Here is a 24237-nt window from a genome sequence, read left to right as displayed (position 1 = left end):
GGAGGTCGTCGATGTCCGATTGAACAACCGGCTGGCTCGCCCTCGTTCCGTAGTTGCGGGACTCAGGAGGTGAGGGCTGCCCGGATCGCCGGATCGTCCGGCGTGTGGGCGGGTCCGTCCGAGCGGACCGGAACGTCCACAGGTATGCCGTTGTTCTCGACACAGTGACCGGTCCTGTCGTAGGTCAGCGCCGTACTGACCGTCAGTACCCAGTCCGGGAGCAGGCGCAGCGAGCGGGCGCGTCCGCTGCCGCCTCCACTCGGGCTTCCGATCACCGTGACGTGCTCCAGGCCCTGCAGGCCGAGTAGGAAGTCCTCGCTGGCCGAGTAGGTCAGCGCGTCGGTGAGGACGACGAGCCGCCCCGCCCAGCGACGCTCCGATGAGGGCTCGCCGTGGACGGCGACCCTGGGCCCGAGTCCGCCCACACCGTCGCTGAACCGGCTCCAGCCGAGATGGGTGGTTTCGCGAAGGAACCGGTCGCGGGCGGCGGTGGCCAGCATGAGGCTGCCGCCGACGTTGCCCCGCAGGTCGAGGACCAGGCGATCGCAACCGCTCAGCTCGGACAGGGCCGCGTCGAAGCCCTGAGCCACCTCGCCTTGCCAGATCTTGAGCCGTACATAGCCGGTGTCAGACCCCAGCCGCCGCCATTCGATCAACTCGACGGGATCGCTCTGACCGTCCTCGATCCACTCCGCCCCGTCGACCGCCATGCTCGTGGCTTCATGGACGGCGAGGAGGCGGCGTCCGGCGAGGAGGCTGCGCATGTGCCGGGGAGCCGCGGTCCTTGCATGGCAGTCGTCGATCAGCCGGGTCAGCTCCGGCCCGCTCGCCCCGTTGATCGCGCTGATGCGCCGGCCGGGCCGTACCCCTGCCTCGTGGGCGGGTGTGCCCTCCGGAACCCGGACGAACCGCGCCTCGCCGTCACGGACGGAGACCACGTACGGCAACGGGATCGGCCGGACGGCCGAGTCTATTTTGGTGTGCGCGTCCTGGAGGCGAGCCAGCCAGCGTTGGGCGGCCGCCAGCGGGTCAGGCGCCTCCACGACGGCGTACTCCCGGCAGAGCTCCGGCCAGTCGAGCCCGCGCAGCTCGAAGCCGGGGAAGGTGGCGCCCACCTCGGCGACCGTCCGGTCGACCGCCTCCTGGACACTCCCGCACGGCACGTCCACCTCGCGGAGGGAGCGGGTGCGGGCCATCGTGTGAACCAGTTGCAGGCTGCGCATCACGCCGTCCGCGTCCGCGGCCCGCGAGGTCAGCACCCGCTCACGCGGGTCCCAGTCGAGTACGGCGGGGCCGTCGTGGTCCGGCTCGACGACCAGCTCCCAGCGCGGTCCGCCGACCGGCCCGGGCTCGCGGAACTCGACCGAGGCGCGGAACACCGCCTCCCACTCCGCCTTCTCCGCCCGGAGCAACGCCGAATCGCCACTCAGGGTCGGATCGGCGACGGGAAGCACCACGGGGATGGTTTCAACCCCGAAGTCCGGAAATGCCATGATCGCAATCTAGCGAGTAAAGGGAGCCTTTTGCAGCATCCCGTATCCTTCAAGGGCGTGTCACGCTCCGGCCGGGCACGCTCTTGTCTATCCACTGGATGCTTCATGACCCAGGCGCTCTCCGGCAACGCCACACCCACCGACCTCTTCACCGACGACCCGATGTCCGCGCCGCTGACCTACCCCGGCCGCCTTCCCCAGACGTCGGGGCTCCTGCAGGACGACGGTTTCCTCCCGCTGACCGCGGTGCCCGGCGCGCCTGCCGACGACTGGCACGTCGAGGCCGACGGGCATGCCGTACGGCTCGGCGACCAGCTGGCCGCGCTCGGCGCGGCGCCCATGTCGGCACGTCACGCGGTCGTGGCGGTGGGCTCCAACGCGGCCCCGAGCCAGCTGTACCGCAAGTTCGTCAACAGCGGTCTGCGTCCGGTCGTCCCGATGACGCTGGCCACCGTGCGGGGCATCGCGCCCGGAGTCTCGGCTCACGTCAACCGCAACGGCTACGTGCCCGCCGCACCGATCGCAGTCCCCACCGAGTCGCGGCTGTTCGTGCTGTGGGTCGACGATGCCCAGGTGGCGGCGCTGGACAGGACCGAGCCGAACTACCACCGGCGCGTCCTGCCCGCGCGGACCCATCCCGTCACGCTCGCCTCCGGCGTGGAGGTCCCCCTGGCACACATCTACGAGGGCAGGCACGGATGCCTCGTCGACGGGGAGGGCGAGCCGATGCGGCTCGACGCGCAGGCTCCCCTGATCGCCCGCCTGCTGGCCCGGTCGCCGGAGCTGCGCAGGCTGTGCGGGACCTCGCCGGAGACGTTCGTGCACCAGGTCAGGAAGCCCGCCGTACGGGAGGCCGCCCACCACCTGTTCCGCAGCCTGGGCTTGGCTCGGCGCTCGTTCAGAGGGCTCTCGCCGGCGCAGGCGGGGTGACGATCTCCCGGCTATCCTTGCCGGAGCCGCGCGCAGTGAGGGGGGCCGCTTGTCTCGCGTGACCTTGCGTCCGATCGCCGAGCACGACCAGGACGAGTTCATCGAACTCGTCCTTGCCAGCGCAGATCTGCACCATCCGTGGATGTCCCTGCCCGCCACGCCGCAGGCGTTCAAGACCTACCTCGAACGGTTCACCGACCCGGAGTCGTCTCAGGGCCTGCTGGTCTGCGTACGGGAGACCGGCGCCATCGCGGGAACGGTCAACATCAACACCATCGTCCGCGGGCGCATGCAGGGCGCCTCCCTCGGCTACGCGGCGTTCGCCCCCTCGGCCGGGCAGGGGTACATGACCGAGGGGCTCGGCCTGGTGCTGCGTTACGCGTTCGAGGAGTTGCGGCTGCACCGGCTGGAGGCCCAGATCCAGCCCGACAACCACGCGTCCCTGAAGCTGGTGGAGCGCCTCGGGTTCCGCTACGAGGGCTTCTCGCCGAAGATCCTGTTCATCGACGGCGCCTGGCGCGACCACGAACGGTGGGCCATCATCAACGACGGTGACCCGCACCCGTCGCTGCCCAGCCGCTGAGCCCTCCTGTCAGCCACGCGTCGGCACCAGGTAGCGGCGCTTCGGCCCGGCCATGCCGACGAACCGGCCACCGTTCGCCTCGATCACCCGCCGGGAAGCCGTGTTGGTGTCGTCGCACGTCAGCAGCGCCTCATCGATGCCCAGCGCGTTGGCGATCGGCAGCGCGGCGGCGAGCATCGCGGTGGCGTGCCCCTGGCGGCGCGCGCTGGGCCGTACGTCATAGCCGATGTGACCGCCGGCCCTCTCCAGCGCCGGAGTGAGGCGGTGGCGGATGGCCAGCCTGCCCAGCAGGCGGTCACCCTCGGCCCACCACAGCGTCGTCATCGGCACGAATCCGGCGGGTCTGATGGTCGTCTCCTCGCGCTCGCTCAGCAGGCGCGCGACATAGGCGTCAAAGGCCGACGGGAGGCTCAGCGCCCCGGGATCGACGTCGGTGACGAACCACGGAAGCGGGAAGTCACGATCCGCGTTCCATTCCGCGATCGCGGCCACGAACGACGTCGGATCGATCAGCGTCGCCATCGGTTCAGGTTAGGGCCAGCTTCGAGTAGACGTACATGTCCCGCCGCTCGCCGCCGATCTCCTGCCAGCTCCTCAGCAGCCCCTCGCGCGCGAACCCCGCTCGCTCGGCGGCCTTCCACGAGCCCACGTTCCATGGCTCGACATGCAGTTCGAGCCGAGGGATCCGGAGTTCGGCCAGCCCCCACGCCGAGACCGCCGCCAGCGCCGCGACCGCGACGCCCTGGCCGCGGGCCGATGCCGCGACCCAGTAGCCCACCGTGGCCCGGCCGTGGGCGCCCGGCCACAGGCCGATCTGGCCGACCGCGCGACCCGCCGCCAGGCCCGCGATCGCGAAGGAGTAGCCGGTCCCCGTGGCCGCCCTGTCCCACTGCCGCCGGACGAAGGCCGCGCCCTCCTCCTCCGTGTACGGCGACGGCACGCTCGTGATTAGCGGAATGTAGGGGTCCATCGACGCCTCGCGGACCGCATCGACGTCGCCCAGCTCCCACGGACGCAGCGCGAACCGCTCGCCCGCGCCCAGCCGCGGAACGACGAGCGAATTCATAGGACCACACCACGTTCATCGGGAAACGGTTGCGGCATTCTGTCAGATTTAGAGAGGATCATCGTCTCTTGTCCCCCCTGGAAGGACGCACGTGAGACGCCTGACGCTGGTGGCCGCGATCTCGGTGGCCGGACTCTTAGCCCCCGCAACGGCCCACGCGGCGGACGGGGTGCAGGGAGTGGACGTGAGCAACTGGACCGGCGACATCGACTGGGCCAAGGTGCGCGACGGCGGCGGCAGGTTCGCGTTCGTGCAGGCCAGCGAGGGTGTCGACTACCGCAACCCGCGCTTCGAGGGTCAGTACGGCGGAGCCGCGGCGGCCGGGCTGATCAGGGGCGCCTACCACTTCGCCCAGCCGCACGAGACGGACGGCGCCGCCCAGGCGGACTTCTTCGTCGACAACGGCGGCGCCTGGACCTCGGACGGCCAGACCCTGCCCGGCGTGCTCGACGTCGAGGACAACCCGTACAAGGACAAGAACGGCAAGAACAACTGCTACGACCTGTCCCCCGAGGACATGGTCACCTGGATCGGCGACTTCACCAGGCGATACCGCGAGCGCACCAAGCGCCACGCGATCATCTACACCACCACGAGCTGGTGGAAGACGTGCACGGGCGATTCCAAGAAGTTCGCGAAGAATCCGCTCTGGCTGGCCCGCTGGGGCGCTGAGCCCGGCGAACTCCCCTCGGGATGGAAGAAGCACTCCTTCTGGCAGTCGGCCGACAAAGGCCCCCTCGTCGGCGGCCAGAACTCGTTCAACGGCACGGAGTCACAGCTCAAGGCGCTGGCCAACCCGCCCGCCGAGGTGACGGTGACCGGTGCCGCCAAGAGTAGGAAGCTCTACACGATCACGCTGAAGAACACCGGTGTCCACCCTGTCACCGACGTCCGGCTCGCGGGCCGCACGTTCGGCGGGCAGAAGGTGGTCAAGGCGGGCCCCGGCTGCTCGTTCAGCGGTACGGCGGTGCGATGCCTCATCCCCAAGGTCAATCCGGGACACTCGTTGCGGATCACCATCGCGACCAAGCCCTCGAAAGCCAGGGGCACGGTCGGGGTCAACGTCACGGTCGGCTCGGCCAAGCTCTCGCTCTCGGCGCGTTAGCCGTCCTCCTCCTGGCGGTGCCGGCCTCGATGCCGCTCCGCCAGCTCGCCATGCCGCGCATCGTCCTGCTGGCCTACCTCTACCAGGGGATTCCCTACTCCTGGGGCGGCGGGCACAAGGAGGAGCCCGGGCCGTCGACTGGAACGTGCCAGGGCTACACCGGCAAGATCAAGCCCTGCCCTGCCAAGCGGACGCGAGGGCTGGACTGCTCGGGGCTGACGCGGGCGGTGTACGCCAGGGCGTACGGACACGACGTGCTCGGGCCTGGCAACACCGACGAGCACCTGCGCAGGATGCGCAAGGTCGACGACCCCCAGCCCGGAGACCTGGTGTTCTTCGGCAGGCCGAGGACCAAGCACGTGGGGATCTATCTGGGCGGCGGGCGGATGATGAACGCGCCGGAGACGGGGGCGGTGGTGCGCGTCGACGACGTGGGCCGGCGCAAGGAACTGGTCGGCTACTACCGCCTCTGAAACCGACTTGGTATGGGTGTAACGCGTGGCCACTACCGAAAAATGAGAGACCTGAGGGCTACTCTGTGCCGCTATGGACAGGCGCTGGGTGGGCCCGGAAGGGCTGGAGGTCGTTCCCGCGACGCGCGCGGGGCAGCAGGTTCTCCGCGTCCGCAGGAACGGCTGGCTCGTGGCCGACTGCTTCTCGGTCGAGGCCGTGGCCATGCATGTGGATCTCGCGGATCTGTGCGAAGTGATCGAGTTCGCCGGGCGAACGAGTTCGCGTCATCGCTGAGTGCCGTGTATGGTTACACCTGTCCGCAGCGCCGGAAGGCAGCGCGGACAGGCCCCTATAGCTCAGTCGGCAGAGCGTCTCCATGGTAAGGAGAAGGTCAACGGTTCGATTCCGTTTGGGGGCTCTCAGCGTGAGCGCCCGATTCTCCTTGAGGTCGGGCGTTTCTTGTATGGATTTCAGGTGCGGGGGGTTCCTGAGGCATACTGGGAAGCACCTCACCTGACCCGGTGAAGTCGTGGCATGTTCGTGACTACTCCGAGGGTCGGGTATCCTTCACTGGCCGGGAGTTTCGACCGGCAGCAAGGCGGAGTAGCTCAGTCAGGCAGAGCAAACGGCTCATAATCGTTGTGTCGCCGGTTCAAGTCCGGCCTCCGCTACTACCCAAACCCGAGTGCAACGCTCGGGCACGGGTGTGTCCCAGTCCCAAACGTAGAAAGGCACTCCCACGTGGCTGCCACCGACGTTAGGCCGAAGATCACGCTGGCCTGCCAGGAGTGCAAGCACCGCAACTACATCACGCGGAAGAACCGGCGCAACGACCCGGATCGGCTTGAGCTGAAGAAGTACTGCCCCAACTGCCGCACCCACCGGGCGCACCGCGAGACCCGCTAGGTCCGCGCGTCGGCGGTGGGTTCTGGGAGTCCAGCCCACCAAGCCCAGGTGTACGGCACGGCAGACGGCCGCCGGGTTCATCGCCCGGCGCTCCTGACGTGAACGAACGAAACGAACGGCGTCCTCTATCGAGGGCGCCTTTCGTCGTTCCCGGAGACATCCACCAGCGACAGCCGAATGTTGTTCTGTTACCGTCGGCTCAACAGCCCAGAACGCACCTAAGGAGCACGGGCACTGATGGCCTTGAACCGTGATTTCGTGGGACGGACCTACAAGTCCACCACCTCGTACGAGGTCAGCCGGGTGAAGATCAAGGAGTTCGCCGCGGCTATCGGTGACAACAATCCCATCTACCGGGACAAGGAGGCCGCGCAGGCCGCCGGACATCCCGACGTGGTCGCCCCGCCGACCTTCCCCATCGTGTTCAGCCTGCAGAGCGGCGGCGACGCGCTCGCCGACCCCGACCTCGGTCTCAACTACGCCATGGTGGTCCACGGCGAGCAGCGCTTCGAGTACACCCGCCCGATCTACCCCGGCGACGAGCTCGTCACCACCTCGACGATCACCGAGATCCGCAGCGCCGGCCGTAACGAGCTGCTGACGATCAGGAGCGACGTCACGACGGTCGCGGGCGAGCCGGTCTGCACCACCTACAACACGATCGTCGAGCGCGGAGGGGCGGGCTGAGATGACGGCCACGGTGAAGTACGACGAGGTCGAGGTCGGCCAGGAGCTCGCGCCCGCCGACTACCAGGTGCGCCGCGTCAACCTGGTGATGTACGCGGGTGCGTCGGGCGATTTCAACCCGATCCACTGGAACGAGCGCTTCGCCAGGACGGTCGGCCTGCCCGACGTCATCGCGCACGGCATGTTCACCATGGCGCAGGCCGGCCGGTTCGTCACCGACTGGGCGGGCGACCCCGGCGCGGTCGTCGACTACGGGGTGCGCTTCTCCTCGATGGTCGTCGTCCCCGACGACGACACGGGCGCGACGATCACCGTCAGCGGGGTCGTGGAGGAGAAGCTGGACGACAACCGGGTGGTCATCGGCCTGACCGCCAAGGCCACGGACGCGCGCGTGCTGTCCAAGGCCAGGGCGGTCGTCCAGCTCGCCTGAGGAGCGAGGCCCGGGGCACGAGCCACGAGGCCCGAGGAGTCACGAGGGACGCAGCACCCGGGTGGCGCCCGCGATCAGCGCCGTCGCCAGGATCCAGCCGGAGGCGATCAGCACGTAGGCCAGCCCCTGCGTCCATCCCGCGGGGTCGAACAGCTCGCGCTGCCCGAAGGTGGGGATCGGCAGCAGCAGGTCGAAGGTGTAGGCGAACGACTCGAACGCCGGGCTCTCGGCCGGCTTCAACGCCCTGGGCGGCACCAGGCCGTACACCACGGTCCCCACCACCAGCAGCAGCCCGAACCACAGCGCGGCCAGCCACGGGCGGTAGCCGTACCCGACGGTGAGGTCGAGCAGGCGGCCCCACAGCCGCCCGCCGGCGCTGAATGTGCGGCGGCGGGCGCGCTGTTTGGCGAGCAGGGTACGGCGGGCGAGCGTGTCGTTGCCGGTGCGCAGGTACCAGGCGGCCAGCTGCTCGTACGGCTGCGGCAGGAACCCGTACGGCTCACGCTCGACCCACTCGACCCGGCGGTCGACCCCGCCGCCCCGCAGGTTCTCGTAGACGAGGCCGTTCAGCCGCAACTTGGCCGGCCAGGTCGCGGGGTCGTCGTTCAGCGTGCCGATGCGGGAGTGGGCGAGGCTGACGACGCCTTCGACCGGTTCGGCGTACCTCAGGTAGACCTCGCGCGCCTCGAGGTGGCCGGCGTGCAGCGCGTAGGTGGTGTCGGGGCTGCGCAGGACGCCGCTGATCGACAGGTTGCCGTTGACGCGGGCGCCGCGCAGCCTGACGCAGCCCAGCGCGGTGAAGCCGTCGCCGCACTGCATGACGTCCTCGACGACCATGCTGTCGCCGGTCAGTGCGTCGGCGCCGGGGTTGCGCAGCGTCGCGCCGTTCAGGAACAGCCCGCCGTTCAGCCGCGCGCCGACCAGCCTGAGGCCGCCGGTGATCTCGGCGTTCTCCAGGTAGTAGCCCGCGTCGACGGTGAGGGCGCCGGTGTGGATCCCTCCGTCGATCTTGGTGCCGCCCATCCACAGGCCGTTCTCGAACGTCGCGCGGGCCAGCCGTACGGTGCCGGTGACGTGCGCCCCCGACAGGCTGAGGTGTCCGGCGACGCGCGTGCCGCCGCCGTTGAAGCCCGGCATGTGGCAGTCGGTGAAGCGCATCGTCCTGGTGACACTTCCCCCGAAGTCGGGCGCCTCGTCGAGGTAGCAGCCGCTCAGCGCCAGCTCGTAGTCCACGGTGCCGCCGCGCAGCTCCAGCCGTCCGGTGATCCGCGCGCCGCGCAGCCGTACCGCTGGCACCGCCCCCACCCCCGGCTCGCGCGCGCCCAGCAGCAGCGCCACGATCACCTGCGCTCTGACCGTGCGCTCGGGACCCCACGTCGCGCCGTCGGCGGGCGCGTTCTCTCCCGCGGTACGGCCGATGCCGACCGGATTGTCCCCCAGCTGAACCTGCGTGCCCGAGTGGAAGGCCCGCCACAGCCTTCGTTCCGCCTGGGTCAGGCGCAGGCGTAATCCGTTCTGAACGACCATGGCCTGATTGTTACGCAACCTTTGGCCGACCTGCCGCATCTACCTCTGTGACGAGAGGACGAAGGATGAACCGGTTGCGCGGGTTCGCGCTGCTCGCGGTGGCCACCGCCGCCTCGGCACTGATGGTCACGCCCGCCCAGGCGGCGGGGAAGAACGAGGTCAGGTACGGGTGGGTCGGCTCCTGCGCCAAGAAGGACTACACGATCCCGTGCGGCCCGTGGCATCTGGCGCTCGGCGGCGGCAAGGACGTCGTCCTCAAGGACGCGGTCGTGTATCCCACGGCGGCGGGCGGAAAGATCGATAAGGAGTCGAGCGCGCCGATCTCGATCAGCGGAGACGGTCGGTTCGTCGGCTACTTCCGCGCGAGCGACCGCAAGCTCGTCGTCCGTGACATCGCGTCGGGCTCGGTCAAGGCCCTGCCGGGCAAGGCCGCGGTGGCGCCCAAGAGTGTCGGCATGGTGAACGTCGACCCCACCTTCTCGCCCGACGGCCGCCGCGTCGTCGTCGACTACTACGACGACGACTCCAAGCTCCCCTCGCTGCTGGTCGACCTCGCGACCGGCGCCGTCCACCGGATCCCGGGCAACGAGACCGTCCAGGGCTTCAGCCCCGACGGCTCGCACCTGCTGACCACGCGTGGCACCGACGACAACACCACGGAGATGGCCGTCTACGACGAGTCGGGCGCCGAGGTGCGGAGCAAGGTCGTGCCGCAGGTCGTGGCCAACAACGCGCCGATCGCGCTGGCCGACGACGGTGTCACGGTCGGTCTGGTGATCGTCAGCCCGCAGACGAACGGCAAGACGCGGCTGCGCACCTACGACCTGTCGACCGACGGGGTCTCCGACGCGGTCACCCTGCGTCTGCCCACCGGCGAGTCGCCGACCAGGCTGGTGTGGAGCGCCTCGGGCGAGGCCACGCTCTGGACGCTCAAGTCGGACGCCGAGGGCAACACCAACCAGGCCGTCAAGCGATCGCTCAACACCGGGACGGGAGCGACCGCCGTGCGCGACTCGTTCCGCATCAAGTCCGGCATCTGGACCTGGTGGTTGCCCGGCGACTGATCACAGTTATCGTGATTTATGGGGAAAATCTACGAAAGACTGACAGATCGGCTGCGTGAGTTCATTTCCACGCAGCCGGTCTATTTCGTGGCCACGGCTCCGGAATCCGGCGGGCACGTCAACGTCTCACCCAAGGGTTACGCCGACACCTTCAGCGTCCTTGACGACCTCACCGTCGCCTACCTCGACCTCGACGGCAGCGGCGTCGAGACCATCGCCCACCTGCGCGAGAACGGCCGCGTCACGGTGATGTTCTGCGCGTTCCAGGGCCCTCCCAAGATCCTTCGTCTGTACGGCACCGGCCGCGTCGTCACGCACACCGACCCGGAGTTCCCCGACCTGCTCACGCGCTTCGGGCCGCATCCCGGCGTGCGGTCGATCATCGTGGTCAGCTGTGACCGGATCTCGGACTCGTGCGGCTACGCCGTACCCTTCATGGCTTTCGAGGACGACCGTGCGCTGCTGGACCAGTGGTCGGAGCGCAAGGACGTGATCCAGAAGCGCGCCTACCGCGCGAAGAACAACCGGGAGAGCATCGACGGCCTCCCCGCACTGGAGCCCGCGGAAACGGATCCCGTCTCCACTCACTCGTGAATTCCAACCTCGGGCCCCTCAACGGAGTTGTAAAGAGGCATGGACCGTTATGAGGGGTTCCGGGAGTTCGTGGACGCGCGCCAGCAGTCGCTGATGCGCACCGCCTACCTGCTCACCGGCGACGCCCACCAGGCCGAGGACCTCCTGCAGACGGTCCTCGGCAATGTCGCCTCGCACTGGGCCAAGCTCGGCAAAGGCGGCAACCCCGAGGCGTACACCCGCAAGGCGCTGATCAACCAGCACCTCTCCTGGCGCAGACGCCGCGCCTTGGCCGTCGTCACCGGACTCGACGTGCCCGACCGCGGCGAGTCCCATGACGACGCCACCCTGCGCCGCCTGGCGTTACGGCAGGCGCTGACCAAGCTCACCCCCCGGCAACGCGCGGTGATCGTGCTGCGCTTCTACGAGGACCGCTCCGAGCAGGAGACCGCGCAGCTCATGGGGTGCTCGGTCGGAACCGTCAAGAGCCAGACCCACTACGCGCTGTCCAAGCTGCGCGCGCTCGCCCCCCAGGAGGTGTACTGATGAACGATCTGCGAGACGACCTGCGCGACCTCGCGCGCGAAGCGCCTTCGGTGGATCTGGCCACGCGGGCGATGTCGCTGGCTCGGCGGCGGCGTGCCGTACGGCTGGCCGTGACCGTGGCCGCGGCGGTGGCCGTCGTGACGGGCAGCACCGCCGTACTGACACGTCTGCCTGAACAACACGCCGTCGTCGTCACCCCACCCAGCCCGTCGGCGACCTCGGTACTGCCGCTGCCGGAGCAAGGGGTGGGGGCGCTCCAGCAGGCGTACCAGGAGGACGGCGAGTGGCGCCTGGTCACCTGGCAGGGCGAGGTCTACGACGCGAGCGAGCTCGTCAAGGGTGAGGTGGTGCCGGCGATCACCCAGGACGGGCGGCGCATCGCCTACTTCGACGGCGAACTGCGCACCATCGTGCTGCGCGACCTGGAAAGCGGGCAGGTGTGGGAGGCCCCGCTCACGCTGCCGGCCGGGGTCTTCGACACGGAGTACGCGATCCGCCTCTCCCCCAGCGGGAAGCGGATGATCGTCGCAGGCTGGGGAACCTCCCAACCGCGCCACGTGCTCGTCGACCTCGATGCCGGGACGGTGAAGGACCTCAACAAGGCGTGGTTCCCCGTGAGCGTCAGCGACTCCGGCGAGGCGGTGCTGATCAGGCCGTTCGACGACGTCACGAGGCTGCGGCTCCTCGGACGTGATCCGATCACGCTGCCCGACTTCACGCACTACTTCAGCGCGCTCGGACCCGACGGCCGCACCATCGCCCGGCTCGGCCAGACCCACGACCCGGACCGCGAACCCCAGATCCAGGAAGACGGAACGATCGTGCTCACCGATGTGATCAGCGGCGTCGACCAGGCCAAGGTGCCGCTGTCCGGAATTCCCGACACCCTGCATGTCGTACGGCTGGGCGGCTGGCGGAACAAGGAGGAGATCACCCTTTTCGCGGCCCCCGAGTCCGCATGGAAGGGGCCTGCCGGCGTGGTCTACGCGGTGAACGTCCACACCGGACAGGCCAGGGCGGTGTTCGAGGCGGCCCCGGCGCAGAGGAACCTCATTCCGGGGCTGGTCTGGTAGACCGGCCGACGCCGCCTGGGCGCCGCGCTCGCATCCCGGCTGCACGCTGTGAACAGGATCGGGCCTATGGCACGCCGACGCGTGTCGACCTCCACATCGGCGGCCTGTGCGCCTGATGAACCCCAGGGCCTGGCTTCATCACCGGCTGCCGGTGGGATCGGCGGCGTCAGGCTCAACGCCAATAGGACGCTTTGGGCTCCAGCGGGGCCACCCGTTCCGCCGTAGACGGGTGGGTGAAGCGGAGGCGACACACCGGCTCCGCTTCACGAGACCCGCACACCCGACGGCCGAGACGACCCCGCACCTCACCCACCCGGCCGGGCGGGGCCCAGCATCGGTAGCCACCATGCGCTCCAACCGAGCGAGGCTCAAAGCTGGCACCCGCCACGCGCTCCAACCGAGCGCGGCTCAACGCCAGTATCCCGCCACACGGATCCCGACCAAGCGGCACTCCACACCGGCACCCGCCACGCGCTCCAACCGAACGAGGCTCAACGCCGGTAACCCGCCATGCGCTCCAGCCGGGCGACCCGTTCCGCCGTGGACGGGTGGGTGGAGAACATCCGGCCCAGCCCGCTCCCACTGAACGGGTTGGCGATCATCATGTGGGACGCCGATGCCAACCGGCTGTTCTCCGGCAACGGCAACCGCCGGGCCCCCATCTCGATTTTCCGCAGGGCCGACGCCAGCGCCAGCGGTTCGCCCGTCAGCCGCGCCCCCGACTCGTCGGCCTGGAACTCACGCGACCGCGAGATCGCCATGTGCACCATGCCCGCCGCCACCGGCCCGAGCAGCATCAGGAGCACCGCGCCAAGGAACCCTGGCCCCTCGTCGTCGTCCGAGCCACCGAAGAACACGGCCACGTAGCTCAGCCAGGTGATCATCGTCGCCAGCGCTCCAGCGACGGACGAGATCAGAATGTCCCTGTTGTAGACGTGTGAGAGCTCGTGCCCGACCACGCCTCTCAGCTCCCGCTCGTCGAGCAGCCGCGTCAGCCCGTACGTCACGCACACCACGGCGTTGCGCGGGTTGCGTCCGGTCGCGAAGGCGTTGGGCTGGACCGTGGGCGACATGTACAGCCGCGGCATCGGCTGCCTGGCCTCGGTGGAGAGCTCGCGCACGATCCGGTAGAGAGTGGGCTGTTCGACCTCGCTCACCGGTCTCGCCCGCATGGCGGACAGCGCGATCCGGTCGGAGAAGAAGTAGGCGACGGTGTTGCCGGCCAGGGCGAGCACGACCGCGAGCTGTACGCCTGTGCCCCCGCCCAGCCACGCCCCCACCGTGATGATCACCGCGGAGAGCAGCCCCAGCAGGAGCGCCGTACGCAGACCGTTGTGATGCAAGGGTTCCCCCCTTCCGTGGTGCGGGCTTACCTGTATCAACGTCGATGCCCTCGCCCAGCGTTCCCGGCGATGGTGACCTGTGGGAATGGAGGGATTACAGCGCTGCTATAGCGAAGACCAACTGGGGCGCGACGGAGAAGACCAACGCCACGGCGAAGGTGACGCCGATGGCCACCCACACAGCCGTCCATCGGCCACCACCAGGCTGGTGCGCGTCTGCCCCCCCAGCGGAGGTGACGATGGTGCGAGCCCGCTCGACTGAGCCGGGGACGGCCCCGGCGGCACCTACCGGCTCACCGGAGGCGGGCCCAACGGCGTGGCCTGCTCGCTCAGCGGAGACGGCGATGGCGCCGGTGGCGGCCCCTGCCCGCTCGGCGGAGTCAGGGACGGCACCTGCCCGTTCTGCGGCCGGTACGGAGCCGGGAACGGCACCCGCCCGCTCAGGGGAGACGTGCCCAGGGGCGGGGCCTGCCCACTCGACGGGGGCAGAGGCGGAGGCGGGAGTGGCGCCCGCCCGCTCAGGGGCGGCGGGGGCGGCACCTGCTGGCTCGGCGGAGGTGGGTCCCAGGGCGGGGGCTGGATGCTCGGCCAAGCCGGGGGCGGGGGCTGCCTGGTCGGGGGTGGGGGCGAAGAGTCGGGAGGTCCATACGACGTAGTAGTAGAGGCCGATGACGGTGTTGATCGCCATGACGACGGCGAGCCAGCCGAGGCCGCCGTTGACGATCTCGCGGAAGACGACGACCTTGGCGAACAGGCCCGCCAGACCAGGAGGGAGGCCCGCCAGGCAGATCAGGCTGAACGCCAGCGCGAGCGCCGCGACCGGACGTCTGAATACCATCCCGCGGTAGTCGTCGAGCTCGTTGCCGCGGCTGGTCCTGGACACGAGCATGACGACGGCGAACGCGCCGAGGTTCATGGCCGCGTAGAACACGAGGTAGGCGACCGATGCTCCGGCGGCCTGCCCGCGCTGCCCCGCCTCGGTGAACACGGCGAGCGGAGCGAGGATGTAGCCGGACTGCGCGACGGACGACCAGGCCAGCAGCCGTACGGCGGAGCGCTGCCGCATCGCCAGCAGGTTGCCCACTGTCATCGTGAGCGCCGAGACGATGGCGATGATCGGCGCCCAGGTTTGCGCCTGCGCGGGCAGCGCGCTCAGCAGGACGAGGATCAACCCGGCGAAGCCCGCCGCCTTGGAGACGACCGAGAGCAGCGCGGCCACGGGAATCGGCGCGCCCTGGTAGACGTCGCCGGCCCAGGAGTGGAACGGCACTGCCGCGATCTTGAAGGCGAATCCGGCCACCACGAGCACGACGCCGACGGTCACCACCATGGGCAGGTCCGTGGCGACCGGCAGCACGGAGGTGTAGGCATCGGCGACAGGCCCCTGGCCCGACACCGCTGCCGACCCGCCCAAGGCCTCGCCCAGGCGCGACGCGCCGCCAACCGTTGCCGAACCGCCCAGGGCCTCGCCCAGGCGCGAGAGGTAGACGGTGCCGCTCATGCCGTACAGCAGGGAGACACCGAACAGCATGATCGCAGTGGAGACGACGGAGACGAGGAAGAGCTTGACGGCCGCCTCGGAGGCCCTGCCGTCGTAGCGTTTGAGCGCCGTCAGCGCGAACACCGGCAGCGAGACCAGTTCGAGGGCGACAACGAGCATGATCAGATCGCGTGAGGCCGGCAGGGTGGTGGCCCCGACGAGTGTGCAGAGCAGCAGGAAGTGCCATTCGCCCACCGGGATGCCGCCGCCCGCCAGCTCGGTCATCGACAGGAGCACCACCACCGCGCCCGCCAGGATCGCGAGCCCCGCGAGGACGAGCGTGAACCTGTCGACCACGAACGAGCAGAGCGGAGGGCCTTGACCTGCCAGGTCTGCTGGGACGCAGAACGTCCGCATGGTGCGGCCTGCGACGGCCTGGGCGACGACGAACCCGAACGCGACGGCGAGACCGGCGAGCGACACGAGGCCGAGCGCGGTCCGCACCGACGCGGAACGCGGCAGGAAGACGTCGAGCAGCAGCACCAGCCCCGCGACCAGCGCCAGGACCACCGGTGGCGCGATGGCGAAGTAGTCGATCGTCTGCGTCATGACACCCCGGCCTTCGCCCGGCGAGCTGAACGAAGGGCCGTTGCCTTCGTCCTCCGGCCGCAAGATCCCTCAGACAAGGTCTGCCGGGCCCCGAGCGCAACCCGCCCTGGTGTCATCCGCCAGACCGTGGACCCTTCTGCGGAAGCCTGCCGGGCCTTGCCTGCGGCCCCTCCAGGCAAGGCCCGCCGGGCCGAGACCCTCGGCGAAGCCTTCCGGGCCCAGGCCGCAGCCTCTCCGGGCACGGCCCGCCGGACCGGCGATGTCCCAGGGGCAGCCGTAACCCCCGCGCCTCCCTGCGCGGTCCGGCTGACGGGAGGAACTCCGGGAGAGCTCACGCAGACCCGTGGCGTTCCGGGAGCGAACAGGCGGACAGGCGCGCTGCCCGGGGGTACACCAGGGAAACTCCCGCGGATACGTGGCGTGCCCGGAGCGAACAGGCGGACAGGCGACCTGCCCGGGGGCACTCCAGGGAAGCTCCCGCGGATACGGGGCGTGCCGGGCACGAACACGCGAACGGGCGACGCTTCACGGCTGCGCCTAGGCACCCCAGGAAAGCTCGCGTGGATACGTGACGTGCCGGGCGCGAATACGCGGGAAGGGCTGGCCGGAGGAGACAGGGCGGTCATGGCGTGCCCCCCAGGAGCGTCTGTACGGCAGGCGTGGTCAGCGCCAACAGCGCCTTGGGCCAGAGCCCGAACACGAGGGTCAGCACGACGAGCGGCACCCACGCCACGAGCTCGTATCCCCGCACGTCGAGCAAACCCCGGTCGAGGGTGGCGACAGCCGTGTCGCGATCGCCGCGTGTGTTCGCCACCGCCACCGGCACGCCGTGCGTGATCCTGGACAGCATGGTGAGGAAGTAGGCGGCGGTCAGCACCGCGCCGAGCCCGCCGATCGCCATGAACGCCAGGAAGAGCGGCCTCGACAGCCCCGGCGCGGGCTGGAAGGCTCCGAGCAGCGCCAGCATCTCGCCCCAGAACCCGGCCAGGCCCGGCAGTCCGAGCGAGGCGATGGACGCGAACGTGAGCAGCGAGCCGAGGTGGGGATAGCGGGCGAGCATGCCGCCGCCGAGGGTGGGCATGTCGGCGGTGCCGTACCTCTCCTTGATGGCGCCAGCCAGGAAGAACAGCAGGCCGGTGATCAGGCCGTGGGCGACGTTCGCGAACAGGGCGCCGTTGACGCCGACAGTGGTCAGCGTCGCGAAGCCGAGCAGGACGAAGCCCATGTGGCCGATGGAGGAGTAGGCGATCATCCGTTTGAGGTCGCTCTGGGCGAGGCAGGCCAGCGCGCCGTAGACGATGCCGACCACGGCGAACGCGCCCAGCCAGGGGGCGATCGCGGCGGCGCCTTCGGGCAGGATCGGGATGGCGATCCTGGCGAAGCCGTACGTGCCCATCTTGAGCAGGACGCCCGCGAGCAGCACCGAGCCGACCGTGGGGGCCTCGGTGTGGGCGTCGGGCAGCCAGGTGTGCAGCGGCCACATCGGGGTCTTGACCGCGAGGCCGATGCCGATCGCGACGAAGGCGAGGATCTGCACCGAACGCGACAGGCCCGCGCCGCGGGCCCGGGTCAGGGTCACGATGTCGAGGGTGCCGGTCTGCGCCCAGATCAGCAGCAGGCCGAGCAGCAGTACGACGGAGCCGAGCAGGGTGTAGAGGATGAACTTGATCGCGGCGGCGCGGCGGCCCTGACCGCCCCAGATGGCGATCAGGAAATACATCGGGATGAGCACGACCTCGAAGAACACGAAGAACAGCAGCAGGTCGAGCGCGAGGAATGTGCCGATCATGCCGACTTCGAGCACGAACAGCGTGAACAACATGGCCCGGGGGCGGGCGGGCAGATGGCCCGGGCTCCAGCAGAGGTAGACGAAACACAGGAACGTCAGCAGCGCCGTCAGCACGACCAACGGCAGGGAGATGCCGTCGACACCCAGGTGGAAGCGCAGGCCGAGGCCGGGAATCCACGGCTGGTCGACGACGAACTGGGGCCGCGCGGCCTGGCCGTACTCGAAGGTCGCGGCGAGCACCACCGCGAGCGCGAGCGTGAGCCCCGAGACGGACAGGCCGATGGGTCTGAGGTGGCTCGTCGTGGCGGGTGCGAGCAGCGCGCAGGCGCCGAGGAGTGGCACCACGAGCAGCGCGAGAGACAACCAGGTCATCCGAGCACCACCGCCCCTACCGCGATCAGCAGGACACCCGCGAGGACTCCGCTGACGTAGAGCTGCACGTTGCCGTTCTGCGCCAGGCGGAGCAGGCCGGAGGCCCCTTGTGTGGTACGGCCCGAGCCGCGCACCGCGCCGTCGACGACTCTGTCGTCGGCTCGCACGACCACCCTGGCCAGCGCCAGCACCGGCCGGACGAACAGTGCGCTGTAGACGGTGTCCACGTAGAACGCCCGCTCGCTCGGCACCCTGAGCGGGCCGAGCACCCTGGCGGGATCCGCGAGCGGGTCACCGCGCCACACCGCGTAGACGATCGCGGCGCCCAGCAGCGCGAGCGCGACGCTGATCGCGGCGACGCCCCAGCTGATGTGGCCGAGGCCGAAGACGCCGAGCCCCAGCGCGGGTACGGCGAGCACCACGATCGGGCCGAGCATGGACGGCGGCGCCTCGCGCGAGTCGACGATGTGGGCGGTGCCCGGCTGAGGTTCGGGCAGCGCGACAGGCCGCTCCGGCCCGAAGAAGGTGCGCAACCAGGCACGGGTGGCGTAGGCGCCGGTCACGGCGACCGTGGCGAGCGCGCAGGTGTAGAGGAGCAGGCCCGCGGCGTCGGTCAGCGTGCCCGCGCCGAGCGCCTGCTCGATGGCGGCCAGCACGCCGTCCTTGCTGAAGAAGCCGCTGGCGGGCGGCAGGCCCATGAGCGCGGCGAGGCCGATCGTCATGGTCACGAACGTGACGGGCAGCCCGCGGCGTAGCCCGCCCATCTGGCTCATCAGGTTGGAGCCGACATGGTGGATCACCGCGCCCGCGCACAGGAACAGCAGCGCCTTGAACGCCCCGTGCGTGAGCAGGTGGAAGATCGCCGCCGTGTCGGAACCCGCCGCGAGCGCGCCGGCCATATAGGCGAGCTGGCTGACGGTGGAGTAGGCGAGCACGCGTTTGAGGTCGTCCTGGGCAAGGGCGGCCAGCGCCGCCCCGAGCATGCCGAGCGCGGCGAGCACGGCCAGGACGTCGAGGGTGGGCGGAGCGGCCAGGAACACAGGGAAGAGCCTGGCGACCAGGAAGATCCCGGCCGCGACCATCGTGGCGGCGTGGATGAGCGCACTGATCGGCGTCGGGCCCGCCATCGCGTCGGGCAGCCAGGTGTGCAGCGGCACCTGCGCGCTCTTGCCCGCGACGCCTGCCAGCAGCAGCATCGTCGCGGTGACGACGGTCGCGGTGGGCAGCTCGGGCACTTTCGCGATCACGTCGTCGATCGTGAAACTGCCGGCCGACAGGCCGAGCACGAAGATGCCGAACAGGAAGCCCACGTCACCGAGCCTGGTGACCAGGAAGGCCTTGACCGCCGCCCTGGAGTTGGCGCGATCCTCCCACCAGTGGCCGATCAGCAGATAGGAGCAGAGCCCCATGATCTCCCAGCCGACGTAGAGGAGCAGCAGGTCGCCCGCGTAGACGACCAGCAGCATCGCGCTGGTGAACAGGCTGATGAACGCGCTGTAGGACGGGTAGCGGGGGTCGTCCTTCAGGTAGCCGACCGAGTAGACCTGGACGGCGAGCGCGACGATCGTGACCAGGACGGCGACGATCGCGGAGAGCTGGTCCGCCTGGAGGATCAGCGTAATGGGGACGCCGCCGGTCTCGATCGTGCCGTAGGAGGCGCCGGCCACGGCGGTCCGGGCCTGCGGAGCCTCTTCGGCCAGGCGCTGGAAGAAGGCGAATCCCTGGCTTGCTGCCAGCCAGCAGGCGAGGACGGCCGAAACGGTGGCGGGAAGCACCGCGAACCAGGCGGCTCTGCGGTTGGCCTTGGGGTCGGCGCTCTCCAGTGCTGGGTCTACGGCAGCGCCGTGGGGCAGAACGGCTCGGCCCATCACTGAGTAGGGGACGCGCGACCTGGGCCAGCGTGACAGCAGCAGGCCTGCCGCCGCTGCCAGGAACGGCAGGAGGATGACGAGTGCGGGGAAGGCGTCGACGTAGGTACGGCTCACTGGGCGCCCCTTCGGCTCGCACGCTCTGTCGCCCTGGCCGCTGCGGCCGTACCGTTCTCTGTGGGCGGCGGTGCCCCGGTCTCCGTGGGTGGCGGCGCCCCAGCCGATGCGCCTGACGCGTCGGGCCCGCGCTCGGCGAGCTCCTGGGGATCGGGCTCCGTGACGTATTCCTCTTCGGACAGATCGCGGAGCCTGTCGATGTCGACCGTTCTGCGGTTGCGGTAGACGGCCAGGACGATGGCCAGCCCCACCCCGAGCTCGGCGGCGGCGATCACGATGACGAACAGCGTGAGCACCTGCCCGCCGTGGAGCCTGTCGCGGAGCCAGACGTCGAAGGCGACCAGGTTGAGGTTGACCGCGTTGAGCATCAGCTCGACCGACATCAGCACCAGGATGGTGTTGCGCCGGGCGAGCACGCCGTACACACCGATGGAGAAGAGCAGCGCGGAGACGACGGCCGGGTAGACGATGTGCACTACTTCCCCCTGCTCTCAACGGTCGGGGGCGAGTCGTCTGACGTGATGTCGGTGCGCGACAGCACGATGGCCCCGATCAACGCGGCGAGCAGCAGGACCGAGAGCGCCTCGAACGGCAGCACCCAGGTGCGGAAGATGCTGGCGCCGAGCTCCCCCGCCGCTCCCCCGCCGGGCTGGAGCGGGGTGTAGGCGGTGCGGAAGCCGTCGATGACCACCGCGACCAGCACGCCCGCCGTCGCCAGCGCGACCACGGCGGCGACGAGCCTGTTGCCGCTGTCGAGGTCGGCGGACCTGCCGATGGGCGCCCGGGTGAGCATGATGCCGAACAGCAGCAGCACCACGACCGCGCCGACGTAGATGAGCACCTGGACCCACGCGACGAACTCGGCGGTCAGCACCAGATAGCAACCGGCGAGCGCGCCGAAGGAGACCACGAGCCAGAGGGCCGCGTGAACGAGTTGTTTGGTGGTCACGACGAGCAGTGCCGAGCCGACCGCCACCGCGCCCAGGAGCAGGAAGACGATTTCTTGCCCTGTGGGGGACAGGTAGGAAGGCACCGCCGCGGTCACTAGTCCTCCTCGGGCTCCGGTGTCTGGTGACGCTTCAGCCCGCCCGGCGGACGGATGGAACGCGGGTCGGCCATCCGTCGCCTGCGCGGCTCGGTGGCAGAAGTCTGCTCCTCCGGTTCGGGCGGCGATGACGACGCGCCCGAACCTGTGGAAAACTCTTCGCCCGACGGCCGGCCTGTGGACAACTTCTGGTCCGGCGCCCGGCCCGTGGGCGACTCTCGGTCTCCCGGCCCATCTGCGGACGCCTCACGGTCCGGCGGCCCGCCTGCGGACTGATCTTGATCTGGTGGCCTACCTGTCGGCGGCTCGCGGTCTGGTGCGCGGCCTGTGGACGGCTCGCGGTCCGGCGGGCTGCCTGTGGATGACCCTGGTCGCGGGGTCGCCGGGGGTGTGGGCAGTGCCCCTGGCGGGCGGATGCCGCGCACGTTGCCCATCCGCGGAGTGCGGGCGCGCGGCTGGCGTTCCCGCTTCTCCTCGGTACGGCCGGGGCCGGGCGCGCTCTCCCGTGCGGGCCTGTCCTCCTGACCCTTCTCTTCGTCGCGAGTGGGCGCTCCCCCAGGCGTCCTTTCCCGACTTTCCCCAGGCGCGCTCTCCCGAGCCGCGGAGTCCTCAGGCGTCCTCTTCCGGGTTTCCCCAGGCGCGCTCTCCCGGGTGGCGGCGTCTCCACGCGTGGCCTCCTGGGTCTCTCCAGACGTGCTCGCTCCGGCGGCTGCCTCCCCCGGCGCGCCCTCCCTGGTTGTCCCCGGCCTCTCCTGGGCGGCGTCCCCAGGCGTGCTCTCCCCGCCGGTAGCCGCCGGAGTCATCGCGCCAGCCTGGTCTTCCGCGCCCTCTGACACCCGTGTTGTCGTCTGGGGTGGCGCGGCGGCACCGCTCGCACCCCTCTCAGTGCGACCGGGCGCGGCCGTTCCGCTCGCGCCCCTGTCCGCGCGGCCGGGGGCAGCGGTTCCGCCTGCGGCCCTCTCTGCGCGGCCAGGCGGTGCGGCCCTTTCTCCGGTACGGCCGGCAGCCGTACGGGCAGGCCGGACCTCGGCCGCGAGCTCCTTCGGCGGCTCGGCTCCCACCTCGTGCGCGGGAGGCGGCGGCACGGACTCCACCCAGCCGCCCAACCGGTCCTTCTCGTGCAGCAGGTTCCTGATGTCGCCCTCGGCGTACTCGAACTCCGGCGCCCAGAACAGCGCGTCGAACGGGCACACCTCGATGCAGATCCCGCAGTACATGCACAGTGCGAAGTCGATCGCGAACCTGTCGAGCACGTTGCGCTGCCTGGCCCTGCCGCCCTCGGGCGCGGGCAGGGTCTCCTTGTGCGAGTCGATATAGATGCACCAGTCGGGGCACTCGCGGGCGCACAGCATGCAGGAGGTGCAGTTCTCCTCCACGAGCGCGATGACGCCGCGGCTACGGGCGGGAAGGTCGGGATGCACCTCGGGGTACTGCTGCGTCACGGACCGGCGCAGCATGTGGCGAAGGGTGACCGAAAGCCCCTTCACCAGCCCTACTCCAGGTATCCGTGCCATGGTTCAACATCATGACGCACTATGCGTCGCAGGTGAATGCACCAGTCCTTTGTCCCCAGGTTTTCCACAGTCATCCACAGGATACGTCGAGGTTATCCACAGGCGCCGTCCACAGCCTGCTTCCGCCGCCACAACCGGATACTCTCTCGCCCATGCCGCACCGCCACCCCCACCGACCCGGCGCCGGAGCCTGGACTGCCGCCGTCGCCTGGGCCGTGGTTCCCTTGCTCACGTGCGGCCTGGCGACCCCGTTCACCATCGGGTTCGCCGCGTTCCGGCTGCAGAGCAAGTGGCTCGTCATCTCCGCCGCCCTGTACGGCGCGTGCGTGAGCGCGTTCGTCATCGTGGCCGTCAGCTACGAAGACATCAACCTGGCTCCCGACTGGCTGTTCGGCCTGGTCGGGGCGGGGTTGGTCGCGAGCTGGCTGGGCGGCGTCATCCACAGCGGCATCCTCGTCCCCATGCTGGTCAGGGGCCGGCCCAGGCCGGTGACCCAGTCGCCGCCCATGCTGGGGCACGACCACACCCCCCATGGGCCGATGTCGCCGGCCAAGCGGGCGCACGACGGCACCACCCACGGCCCGGTACCTCCCATGCGGAGGCAGGATCACACCCCCTCTGGGCCGATGCCACCGGCCAAGCGGGCGCACGACGGCACCACCCACGGGCCGGTACCGCCCATGCGGGGGCAGGACCGCACACATGGGCCGGTGACCCCGCAGTCACGGGTGAATGACCGGGATACCCAGGGGTCGGTAACCCCGGGGCCTCGGGTGCACTACCGCACCACCCATCCCTCGGGCGGGGCGCGCCGCGTGGGAGAGCCCGAATGGATCGGCCACTACCGCGTGCTGCGTCTCCTCGGCCGCGGCGGGCAGGGCGCGGTCTATCTGGCCGCTGCGCCCAACGGCGCCCAGGTGGCCGTCAAGGTGCTCCACGATCTGGGCAACGAGGTCGCGCGCACCAGGTTCGCCCGCGAGGTCGACGCCGCGCGCAGGGTCGCCACGTTTTCCACAGCCAGGGTGCTCGACGTCAGCATCGCCCCCGACCAGGCTTACATCGTGAGCGAGTTCGTGGCGGGCCCTTCGCTCGAGCAGCTCGTCCGCGAGCGGGGTCCGCGCGACGAGGACAGCCTCACCAGGCTCGCGCTGGCCACGGCAGGGGCGCTGGCCGCCATCCACAAGGCGGGCATCGTCCACCGCGACTTCAAGCCCAGCAACGTCCTGATCGGCTCCGACGGGCCGCGCGTGATCGACTTCGGGATCGCGCGCTCGCTCGACCACTCGACGATGTCCGGCAAGGTGTCAGGCACTCCGCCCTACATGTCGCCCGAGCAGCTGTCCGGCTTAACCGTCGGCCCGCCGTCCGACGTCTTCAGCTGGGCGGTGACGATGACCTTCGCGGCGACGGGGCGTCCCGCGTTCGGCGAGGACACGGTGCCCGCCGTCTTCAACAGGGTGCTCAACCTGCATCCCGACCTGTCGCCGCTGCCGCCGTCGTTACGCGGCATCGTGGGCACCGCGCTGGCCAAGTCTCCCGACGACCGCCCATCCGCCGCCGAGGTCATGCTGGCCATCGTCCACTGAGCCCAGCCGCCCGGCGAGCCCGGCCGCCCAGCGAGCCCGGCCACCCGGCGAGCCCGGCCGCCCGGCCAGCCCGGCCGC

General features: G+C 70.1%; 23 protein-coding genes, 2 tRNA genes and 1 pseudogene. 15 read left to right on the top strand and 11 right to left on the bottom strand.

The window, feature by feature from the left end; all coding sequences use genetic code 11:
- Window positions 1-62 precede the first annotated feature (62 nt).
- Window positions 63-1493, bottom strand: a complete 1431-nt coding sequence (locus tag ACFXJ8_RS32890) for a S41 family peptidase (RefSeq protein ID WP_379647882.1) — start codon at window positions 1491-1493, stop codon at window positions 63-65.
- Window positions 1494-1598: 105 nt separating this feature from the next.
- On the opposite strand from ACFXJ8_RS32890, the gene ACFXJ8_RS32885 reads away from it, so the two are divergent.
- Window positions 1599-2423: a hypothetical protein gene (locus ACFXJ8_RS32885; RefSeq protein ID WP_379647881.1), complete on the top strand. Its 825-nt coding sequence runs from the start codon at window positions 1599-1601 to the stop codon at window positions 2421-2423.
- Between the two features lie 58 nt (window positions 2424-2481).
- Window positions 2482-3006, top strand: coding sequence for a GNAT family N-acetyltransferase (locus ACFXJ8_RS32880; RefSeq protein WP_379647880.1), 525 nt, complete (start codon window positions 2482-2484; stop codon window positions 3004-3006).
- 9 nt (window positions 3007-3015) lie between these two features.
- On the opposite strand, the gene ACFXJ8_RS32875 is transcribed toward ACFXJ8_RS32880, so the two are convergent.
- Window positions 3016-3528: a GNAT family N-acetyltransferase gene (locus ACFXJ8_RS32875; protein ID WP_379647879.1), complete on the bottom strand. Its 513-nt coding sequence runs from the start codon at window positions 3526-3528 to the stop codon at window positions 3016-3018.
- Window positions 3529-3532: 4 nt separating this feature from the next.
- On the bottom strand, window positions 3533-4072 hold the full coding sequence (locus ACFXJ8_RS32870) for a GNAT family N-acetyltransferase (protein ID WP_379647878.1): 540 nt from the start codon (window positions 4070-4072) through the stop codon (window positions 3533-3535).
- Window positions 4073-4163: 91 nt separating this feature from the next.
- Between ACFXJ8_RS32870 and ACFXJ8_RS32865 the strand changes: the two genes are divergently transcribed.
- From ACFXJ8_RS32865 to ACFXJ8_RS32830, 8 genes are all read left to right on the top strand, one after another.
- A complete protein-coding gene (locus tag ACFXJ8_RS32865; RefSeq protein ID WP_379647877.1) occupies window positions 4164-5177 on the top strand; it encodes a GH25 family lysozyme in 1014 nt (337 codons plus the stop codon).
- A 29-nt stretch (window positions 5178-5206) separates the two neighbouring features.
- On the top strand, window positions 5207-5650 hold the full coding sequence (locus ACFXJ8_RS32860) for a C40 family peptidase (RefSeq protein ID WP_379647876.1): 444 nt from the start codon (window positions 5207-5209) through the stop codon (window positions 5648-5650).
- A 73-nt stretch (window positions 5651-5723) separates the two neighbouring features.
- Window positions 5724-5924 (top strand): transposase, encoded by a 201-nt coding sequence (locus ACFXJ8_RS32855; RefSeq protein WP_379647875.1) that lies wholly within the window; start codon window positions 5724-5726, stop codon window positions 5922-5924.
- A gap of 51 nt (window positions 5925-5975) precedes the next feature.
- Window positions 5976-6048, top strand: a tRNA-Thr gene (locus ACFXJ8_RS32850).
- A gap of 179 nt (window positions 6049-6227) precedes the next feature.
- Window positions 6228-6301 (top strand) — tRNA-Met (locus ACFXJ8_RS32845).
- Window positions 6302-6371: 70 nt separating this feature from the next.
- The gene (rpmG, locus tag ACFXJ8_RS32840; RefSeq protein ID WP_101786011.1) at window positions 6372-6536 is read left to right on the top strand and encodes a 50S ribosomal protein L33; all 165 of its coding nucleotides are present in this window, start codon (window positions 6372-6374) and stop codon (window positions 6534-6536) included.
- 237 nt (window positions 6537-6773) lie between these two features.
- The gene (locus ACFXJ8_RS32835) at window positions 6774-7223 is read left to right on the top strand and encodes a MaoC family dehydratase N-terminal domain-containing protein (RefSeq protein ID WP_379647874.1); all 450 of its coding nucleotides are present in this window, start codon (window positions 6774-6776) and stop codon (window positions 7221-7223) included.
- 1 nt (window position 7224) lies between these two features.
- Complete coding sequence (locus tag ACFXJ8_RS32830; protein WP_379647873.1) at window positions 7225-7653, top strand: MaoC family dehydratase; 429 nt, start codon at window positions 7225-7227, stop codon at window positions 7651-7653.
- A gap of 39 nt (window positions 7654-7692) precedes the next feature.
- On the opposite strand, the gene ACFXJ8_RS32825 is transcribed toward ACFXJ8_RS32830, so the two are convergent.
- Window positions 7693-9180 carry a hypothetical protein gene (locus ACFXJ8_RS32825; protein WP_379647872.1) on the bottom strand — a complete coding sequence of 496 codons (1488 nt, stop codon included), beginning with the start codon at window positions 9178-9180 and terminating at the stop codon, window positions 7693-7695.
- Window positions 9181-9245: 65 nt separating this feature from the next.
- Here ACFXJ8_RS32825 and ACFXJ8_RS32820 point away from each other — a divergent pair, with 65 nt between their 5' ends.
- The 4 genes from ACFXJ8_RS32820 to ACFXJ8_RS32805 are packed head-to-tail and all read left to right on the top strand — an operon-like array spanning window position 9246 to window position 12436.
- Window positions 9246-10244, top strand: a complete 999-nt coding sequence (locus tag ACFXJ8_RS32820; protein WP_379647871.1) for a TolB family protein — start codon at window positions 9246-9248, stop codon at window positions 10242-10244.
- 18 nt (window positions 10245-10262) lie between these two features.
- Window positions 10263-10838 (top strand): pyridoxamine 5'-phosphate oxidase family protein, encoded by a 576-nt coding sequence (locus ACFXJ8_RS32815; RefSeq protein WP_379647870.1) that lies wholly within the window; start codon window positions 10263-10265, stop codon window positions 10836-10838.
- 39 nt (window positions 10839-10877) lie between these two features.
- Entirely contained in the window at window positions 10878-11363 is a 486-nt protein-coding gene (locus ACFXJ8_RS32810; protein WP_379647869.1) for a SigE family RNA polymerase sigma factor, read from the top strand.
- Window positions 11363-12436, top strand: coding sequence for a hypothetical protein (locus tag ACFXJ8_RS32805; RefSeq protein ID WP_379647868.1), 1074 nt, complete (start codon window positions 11363-11365; stop codon window positions 12434-12436). The genes ACFXJ8_RS32810 and ACFXJ8_RS32805 overlap by 1 nt, the downstream gene beginning before the upstream one ends.
- 491 nt (window positions 12437-12927) lie before the next feature.
- On the opposite strand, the gene htpX is transcribed toward ACFXJ8_RS32805, so the two are convergent.
- From htpX to ACFXJ8_RS32770, 7 genes and pseudogenes are all read right to left on the bottom strand, one after another.
- Window positions 12928-13779: a zinc metalloprotease HtpX gene (htpX, locus tag ACFXJ8_RS32800; RefSeq protein WP_379647867.1), complete on the bottom strand. Its 852-nt coding sequence runs from the start codon at window positions 13777-13779 to the stop codon at window positions 12928-12930.
- A 94-nt stretch (window positions 13780-13873) separates the two neighbouring features.
- Window positions 13874-15868, bottom strand: coding sequence for a proton-conducting transporter membrane subunit (locus ACFXJ8_RS32795; protein WP_379647866.1), 1995 nt, complete (start codon window positions 15866-15868; stop codon window positions 13874-13876).
- A gap of 622 nt (window positions 15869-16490) precedes the next feature.
- The gene (locus ACFXJ8_RS32790) at window positions 16491-18029 is read right to left on the bottom strand and encodes a NuoM family protein (RefSeq protein WP_379647865.1); all 1539 of its coding nucleotides are present in this window, start codon (window positions 18027-18029) and stop codon (window positions 16491-16493) included.
- Complete coding sequence (locus ACFXJ8_RS32785; protein WP_379647864.1) at window positions 18026-20014, bottom strand: NADH-quinone oxidoreductase subunit L; 1989 nt, start codon at window positions 20012-20014, stop codon at window positions 18026-18028. The genes ACFXJ8_RS32790 and ACFXJ8_RS32785 overlap by 4 nt, the downstream gene beginning before the upstream one ends.
- A 191-nt stretch (window positions 20015-20205) precedes the next feature.
- Window positions 20206-20490: pseudogene (gene nuoK / locus ACFXJ8_RS32780) on the bottom strand (NADH-quinone oxidoreductase subunit NuoK); the annotation flags it as partial.
- The gene (locus ACFXJ8_RS32775; RefSeq protein WP_379647863.1) at window positions 20490-21059 is read right to left on the bottom strand and encodes an NADH-quinone oxidoreductase subunit J; all 570 of its coding nucleotides are present in this window, start codon (window positions 21057-21059) and stop codon (window positions 20490-20492) included. The pseudogene nuoK and the gene ACFXJ8_RS32775, both read right to left, overlap by 1 nt.
- Window positions 21059-22516 carry a 4Fe-4S binding protein gene (locus ACFXJ8_RS32770; RefSeq protein WP_379647862.1) on the bottom strand — a complete coding sequence of 486 codons (1458 nt, stop codon included), beginning with the start codon at window positions 22514-22516 and terminating at the stop codon, window positions 21059-21061. The genes ACFXJ8_RS32775 and ACFXJ8_RS32770 overlap by 1 nt, the downstream gene beginning before the upstream one ends.
- Before the next feature lie 209 nt (window positions 22517-22725).
- Between ACFXJ8_RS32770 and ACFXJ8_RS32765 the strand changes: the two genes are divergently transcribed.
- A complete protein-coding gene (locus tag ACFXJ8_RS32765) occupies window positions 22726-24159 on the top strand; it encodes a serine/threonine-protein kinase (protein WP_379647861.1) in 1434 nt (477 codons plus the stop codon).
- The last annotated feature ends 78 nt before the right edge of the window (window positions 24160-24237 follow it).

Source organism: Nonomuraea sp. NPDC059194 (assembly GCF_042754765.1).
In the GTDB taxonomy this organism is placed as follows: Bacteria; Actinomycetota; Actinomycetes; order Streptosporangiales; family Streptosporangiaceae; genus Nonomuraea.
This window is presented reverse-complemented; position numbering and strand designations above follow the sequence as displayed.

Bases quoted from the DNA above. Each gene is read 5' to 3' on its own strand.
- ACFXJ8_RS32765 (WP_379647861.1), top strand. From the start codon at position 22,726: ATGCCGCACCGCCACCCCCACCGACCCGGCGCCGGAGCCTGGACTGCC.
- ACFXJ8_RS32885 (WP_379647881.1), top strand. From the start codon at position 1,599: ATGACCCAGGCGCTCTCCGGCAACGCCACACCCACCGACCTCTTCACC.
- ACFXJ8_RS32835 (WP_379647874.1), top strand. From the start codon at position 6,774: ATGGCCTTGAACCGTGATTTCGTGGGACGGACCTACAAGTCCACCACC.
- ACFXJ8_RS32860 (WP_379647876.1), top strand. From the start codon at position 5,207: ATGCCGCTCCGCCAGCTCGCCATGCCGCGCATCGTCCTGCTGGCCTAC.
- ACFXJ8_RS32795 (WP_379647866.1), bottom strand. From the start codon at position 15,868: ATGACGCAGACGATCGACTACTTCGCCATCGCGCCACCGGTGGTCCTG.
- ACFXJ8_RS32770 (WP_379647862.1), bottom strand. From the start codon at position 22,516: ATGCTGCGCCGGTCCGTGACGCAGCAGTACCCCGAGGTGCATCCCGAC.
- ACFXJ8_RS32820 (WP_379647871.1), top strand. From the start codon at position 9,246: ATGAACCGGTTGCGCGGGTTCGCGCTGCTCGCGGTGGCCACCGCCGCC.
- ACFXJ8_RS32855 (WP_379647875.1), top strand. From the start codon at position 5,724: ATGGACAGGCGCTGGGTGGGCCCGGAAGGGCTGGAGGTCGTTCCCGCG.
- ACFXJ8_RS32875 (WP_379647879.1), bottom strand. From the start codon at position 3,528: ATGGCGACGCTGATCGATCCGACGTCGTTCGTGGCCGCGATCGCGGAA.
- ACFXJ8_RS32815 (WP_379647870.1), top strand. From the start codon at position 10,263: ATGGGGAAAATCTACGAAAGACTGACAGATCGGCTGCGTGAGTTCATT.
- ACFXJ8_RS32790 (WP_379647865.1), bottom strand. From the start codon at position 18,029: ATGACCTGGTTGTCTCTCGCGCTGCTCGTGGTGCCACTCCTCGGCGCC.
- ACFXJ8_RS32825 (WP_379647872.1), bottom strand. From the start codon at position 9,180: ATGGTCGTTCAGAACGGATTACGCCTGCGCCTGACCCAGGCGGAACGA.
- ACFXJ8_RS32805 (WP_379647868.1), top strand. From the start codon at position 11,363: ATGAACGATCTGCGAGACGACCTGCGCGACCTCGCGCGCGAAGCGCCT.
- ACFXJ8_RS32870 (WP_379647878.1), bottom strand. From the start codon at position 4,072: ATGAATTCGCTCGTCGTTCCGCGGCTGGGCGCGGGCGAGCGGTTCGCG.
- ACFXJ8_RS32890 (WP_379647882.1), bottom strand. From the start codon at position 1,493: ATGGCATTTCCGGACTTCGGGGTTGAAACCATCCCCGTGGTGCTTCCC.
- ACFXJ8_RS32810 (WP_379647869.1), top strand. From the start codon at position 10,878: ATGGACCGTTATGAGGGGTTCCGGGAGTTCGTGGACGCGCGCCAGCAG.
- ACFXJ8_RS32830 (WP_379647873.1), top strand. From the start codon at position 7,225: ATGACGGCCACGGTGAAGTACGACGAGGTCGAGGTCGGCCAGGAGCTC.